This window comes from Actinoalloteichus spitiensis RMV-1378 (genome assembly GCF_000239155.1).
Taxonomy (GTDB): Bacteria; Actinomycetota; Actinomycetes; order Mycobacteriales; family Pseudonocardiaceae; genus Actinoalloteichus_B; species Actinoalloteichus_B spitiensis.
In genome coordinates this window covers 1-4,627 of sequence record NZ_AGVX02000465.1, presented here as the reverse complement: position 1 = coordinate 4,627, position 4,627 = coordinate 1, and the positions used below count along the sequence as shown (strand labels likewise).

4 protein-coding genes are annotated in these 4,627 nt (G+C 74.6%); 2 read left to right on the top strand and 2 right to left on the bottom strand.

All coding sequences use genetic code 11. The annotated features are described in order from the left end of the window. Positions 1–468: 468 nt before the first annotated feature. Positions 469–780, bottom strand: a complete 312-nt coding sequence (locus ACTIDRAF_RS0219235; RefSeq protein WP_157163145.1) for a hypothetical protein — start codon at positions 778–780, stop codon at positions 469–471. 165 nt (positions 781–945) lie between these two features. Between ACTIDRAF_RS0219235 and ACTIDRAF_RS0219230 the strand changes: the two genes are divergently transcribed. Then, positions 946–2,082 carry a glycosyltransferase family 4 protein gene (locus ACTIDRAF_RS0219230; protein ID WP_016700352.1) on the top strand — a complete coding sequence of 379 codons (1,137 nt, stop codon included), beginning with the start codon at positions 946–948 and terminating at the stop codon, positions 2,080–2,082. A 90-nt stretch (positions 2,083–2,172) separates the two neighbouring features. Here ACTIDRAF_RS0219230 and ACTIDRAF_RS0219225 read toward each other — a convergent pair whose 3' ends face one another. Further along, the gene (locus tag ACTIDRAF_RS0219225) at positions 2,173–4,020 is read right to left on the bottom strand and encodes an AMP-dependent synthetase/ligase (RefSeq protein ID WP_016700351.1); all 1,848 of its coding nucleotides are present in this window, start codon (positions 4,018–4,020) and stop codon (positions 2,173–2,175) included. A gap of 192 nt (positions 4,021–4,212) precedes the next feature. On the opposite strand from ACTIDRAF_RS0219225, the gene ACTIDRAF_RS0219220 reads away from it, so the two are divergent. Further along, positions 4,213–4,627: hypothetical protein (locus tag ACTIDRAF_RS0219220; protein WP_016700350.1), on the top strand; the 415-nt coding region annotated here is incomplete at its 3' end.

The following is a 4,627-nucleotide window of genomic DNA, read 5'->3' as shown; positions in this document are numbered from 1 at the left end:
GCCCCCGCCGCCGCCCGAGGTCCGCCGTGGCAGACCTCGGGCCGCGCGCACGGTGTCGGGGGCCCGACTCCCCTTGCCCGGCGGAGCGGAACGAGGCCCTCCCCTGTTGTTCGGAGCCGAACGGAGCAGGGTTTGGTCCTGCTGATCAACCGGGGGAGCACTTCGTCGTGCCAGATCGGCCGCCCACCGACAACCGGGCCGAAGTGACCGCGCAGAGGTACCTCGACATCACTGAGAGTCGCTACGCTCGGGGGCGGCCTCGGCGTGGTCGGAGCGTTCCCCGGCGGCAGCGCGACCGGGGGTAGGGAGGGGCGCTGATGCTGATGTCGATGCTGCTCGCGATCATGTGCGGTCCGTGCAACGGGTCCGGCGTGATCCACACCAGGGACGGCGCGGTCACGTGCCCCTGGTGCAAGGGTGACGGCGACCGGTGAACCCGGGACGCCCCGCCGGGCGAGCCGCGAGGCCTCAGTCGTCGTCCGCGTCGTCGCCGAGGTACGGGGCCTGCGGCGGTGTCTCGTCCGCGTGGGCCAGTGCCCACCGAACGCAGACGGCGCAGCGGGGCACGTGGGGACTGGCGTCCGACGGAGCCGGCCAGACCACGTCCCCGCACATCGCTCGGTAGCCCTCGGGTTCGGTCGGGCGTCCGATGTGGTGCGGCAGGATGCCGTGCCGTACCGGGCGGTCGTGCGGCCGCAGCCACCACAACGGGTACTCCCGCCTGGACCGGCTCGTCGTGGTCCGCTCCGGCTTCCCCAACAGCCTCCGAAGCGCTTCCATGTACCAACGGTAGCCGATCTTCGCGGCGCGGCCGGGCGTTGTCACGCGGGTGAGGGGTAGCAACGCGCGGACATGCCCGAGACCGGTCCCACGGCCGCCACCGTGGGGACGCCGCCCTCCGCTCGCCGGCCCTGGGTGGCCGGGCCGGCCGTGTAGTCTCGCCCGGTGCGCCGCACGTTGCTGGTCACCAACGACTTCCCGCCCCGTCCCGGTGGCATCCAGGCCTACCTGCACGCCCTGGCCGGTGCGCTCCCCCCTGACGACCTCGTCGTCTACGCGCCGGCGTGGCACGGCCCGGGCGAGTCCGATGCCGAGTTCGACGCCAGGCAGCCCTTCGAGGTGGTGCGCCACCGGAGCGGGCTGATGTTGCCCACCCCTGACGTGCTGCGCCGCGCCAGGGACATCGCCGGGGCGCGGGGCTGCGAGGTGGTGTGGTTCGGTGCGGCTGCTCCGCTGGCCCTGCTGGGGCCGTCCCTGCGGGAGGCCGGGGTGCACCGCGTGGTGGCCAGCACGCACGGGCACGAGGTCGGCTGGTCCATGCTCCCCGGGGGGCGGCAGGCGCTGCGCCGCATCGGCGACGGCGCGGACGTGATCACCTACGTGAGCCGGTACACCAGGAGCAGGTTCGCCGCCGCGTTCGGGCGGTGGGCCGCGCTCGAACACCTCCCGTCCGGAGTGGACTCGACGGTGTTCCGCCCGGACCCGGGAGCCCGGGCCGAGGTCAGGGCCCGTTACGGGTTGGGGGACCGGCCCGTGGTCGTCTGCGTGTCGCGCCTGGTGCGCCGCAAGGGGCAGGACGTGCTCGTCGGCGCCCTGCGCGGGATCCGGCGGCGTGTTCCCGGCGCGGCGTTGCTGATCGTCGGAGGAGGTCCCGACGAGGAGAGGCTGCGCCGGCTCGCCGTGCGGCACGGCGTGGACGAACACGTCGTGCTGACCGGGTCGGTGCCGTGGGCGGAGCTGCCCGCGCACTACGCGGCCGGGGACGTCTTCGCCATGCCCTGCCGCACTCGGGGGCGGGGCCTGGACGTCGAGGGGTTGGGCATCGTGTACCTGGAGGCGTCGGCGACCGGGCTCCCGGTGGTGGCCGGCGACTCCGGTGGCGCGCCCGAGACCGTGCGGGACGGAGTGACGGGGCACGTGGTCGACGGTCGCGACCTGGCGGCCGTCGAACGCCGGGTCGGGGACCTGCTCGCCGACCCGGACCAGGCCAGGGCGATGGGGGAGGCCGGCAGGCGGTGGACGGCCACGCACTGGCGGTGGGAGACCCTGGCGGGACGGCTGACCTCGCTCCTCCGGGGTTGACCGCTGGATCCGCGACCTCCGCGCCCGCCGACCGTCGTGCCTGAGTGCGGGCGGGCACCTGGCGTCCCGGGGAGCACCAGCCCGGGTGGGTCAGCGCCGGTACAGCTCCTCGATCTCCGCCGCGTACCGTTCCGCCACCACGGCCCGCCGGACCTTGAGGCTCGGGGTCAACTCCCCGCCCGCCTCGGTGAAGTCGACGTCGAGCAGCGTGAACCGCTTGACCGACTCCGCGCCCGACACCGCCCGGTTCGCCTCGTCGACCGCGTGTCCCACCTCGGCCCGCACCTGCGGGTCGGTGATGAACCGGGCCCGGTCATCGCCGGCGATCCCGTGCTCCTCGCACCACGCGCGGAGCGCGTCGGCGTCCAGGGTGAGCAGCGCCGCGACGTACGGGCGACCCTCGCCGACCACCACCGCCTCCGCGACGAGCGGGTGGCCGCGCAACCGGTCCTCCAGCACGGCGGGGGCGACGTTCTTGCCGGCCGCGGTGACGATGATGTCCTTCTTCCGGTCGGTGACCCGCAGGAACCCGTCCTGGTCCAGTTCCCCGAGGTCCCCGGTGCGGAACCAGCCGTCCGTGAAGGCCGCCCGCGTCGCCTCCGGGTCGTTCCAGTACCGCTCGGCGACGATCTCGCCGCGCACCAGGATCTCGCCGGAGTCGTCCACCCGGATGGTCGTGCCAGGAAGTGGTCGGCCCACCGTGCCGATCCGGGTCGCCCGGAAGGTGTTGACGCTGGCCGCCGCGGAGGTCTCGGTCAGACCGTAACCCTCCAACACGGGAAGTCCGACACCCCGGAAGAAGTGGACGATCCGCTCGTTGAGGGGGGCTCCTCCCGAGATCGCGGCCAGGCACCGGCCCCCGGTGGCGGCGCGCAGCCTCCGGTACACGAGGCGGTCGAACACCGCGTGCCGGAGGCGGAGCCCCAGCGGGACTCCCGCGCGGTCCCGGGCCCGGCTGTGGGCGACCGCCGTCCCGGCGGCCAGGTCGAAGATCCTGGTGCGACCCGCCGCCCTGGCCCGTTCCCTGGCGCCCTGGTGGATCTTCTCGAAGACGCGGGGGACCCCGACCACCACCGTCGGGCGGAAGGTGCGCAGGTCGCTCATCAGGTCCCTGGTGTCCGGGCTGTGGCCCAACGTGGTCCTGGCGTGGATGGCGGCGATCGAGGTCGCCCTGGCCAGGACGTGGGCTAGGGGGAGGAACATCAGCAGCGAGTTCCCCGGCCGCAGCAGTTCCGGAGCGCAGGCCATCTCGGCCCTCACCTGGGCCAACAGGTTGCGGTGCGACAGCACCGCGCCCTTCGGGCGTCCGGTCGTGCCCGAGGTGTAGATCACGGTGGCCGGGTCGTCGGCCCGTACCGCCCGCGCGCGGGCGTGGACCTCCGCTTCCGCGACCGCCTCGCCGCCGTCGACGAGGGCGGTGACGAGCCCGTCCACGCCGAGGGCGGCCGCCGGGGAGGGTGGAGCGGGGGCGTCCCCGACCGCCGCCGGGTCATCGAACCGCCACACCGACGCCAGCCGGGGCAGATCACCGCGCACCTCCCCCAGCCGCCGCAGGTGCTCGTCGGACTCGACCACCACCAGCCGAGCGCCCGAGTCGGAGAGGATCCACCTGATCTGCTCGGGGGACGAGGTCTCGTACACGGGGACCGTCACGCCCCCGGCGGTCCACACCGCGAAGTCGAACAGGGTCCACTCGTACCGGGTGCGGGACATCAGCGCGACGCGGTCGCCGGGGTGGAGGCCGGCGGCGACCAGCCCCCTGGCGGCGGCGACCACCTCGGCGGCGAACTCGGAAGCCGTCACGTCCACCCACGCCCCCCGGACCCTGCGCCGCAGGCTGACCGCACCGGCGAACCGGTCCGCGTTGGCCCACACCACGTCGGTGAGGTTCTCCTCCTCCTGCACGGTGGAACTGGCGGGGACGGTGAACTCGCGCACAGGTGCCTCCTCGCGGGCTCGTGCTCTCGGCCGGCAACCGCGATCCGACGGACGTCGGCTCGACCGGTGTCCTCCCAGCCGGGGCCGTCCCGACCGGCGGGTGGCCGCACGGCCATTCTGCCGTTCCAGCGAGGACGGCCGATGCCGGGGCGAGCCCCCGCCGGGGGTCCGGCTCTGCCACGCTGTTCGACCATGCCCGTGCTCGACATCGCCGACGACACCTTCCTCGCCGTGCCCCCCGCCTCGGCCGCCGCGGCCATCGGCGACGAACGGCGCTGGGCCGGCTGGTGGCCGGGTCTCCTGCTGCGGGTGGAGGAGGACCGGGGCGTGGAGGGGGTGCGGTGGCGGGTCGACGGTTCCCTGGTCGGCACGATGGAGGTGTGGCTGGAGCCCGTGCTCGACGGCACCGTGCTGCACTACTTCCTGCGGGCCGACCCCGTGGTGCCGCCCTGGTGGCCCGCCGCGTTGGTCCCCGTGGCCCACGCCGTCACCCGGAACCGGTGGCGGACCCGGGGCCGTTCGGTCGCCTTCGCCGTGCGTGGTGAGCTCGACGGCGGCCGGCCGCCCGGGGTCGACCCCCGCCACCGTGGCGGGGGCGGGAGCGGCA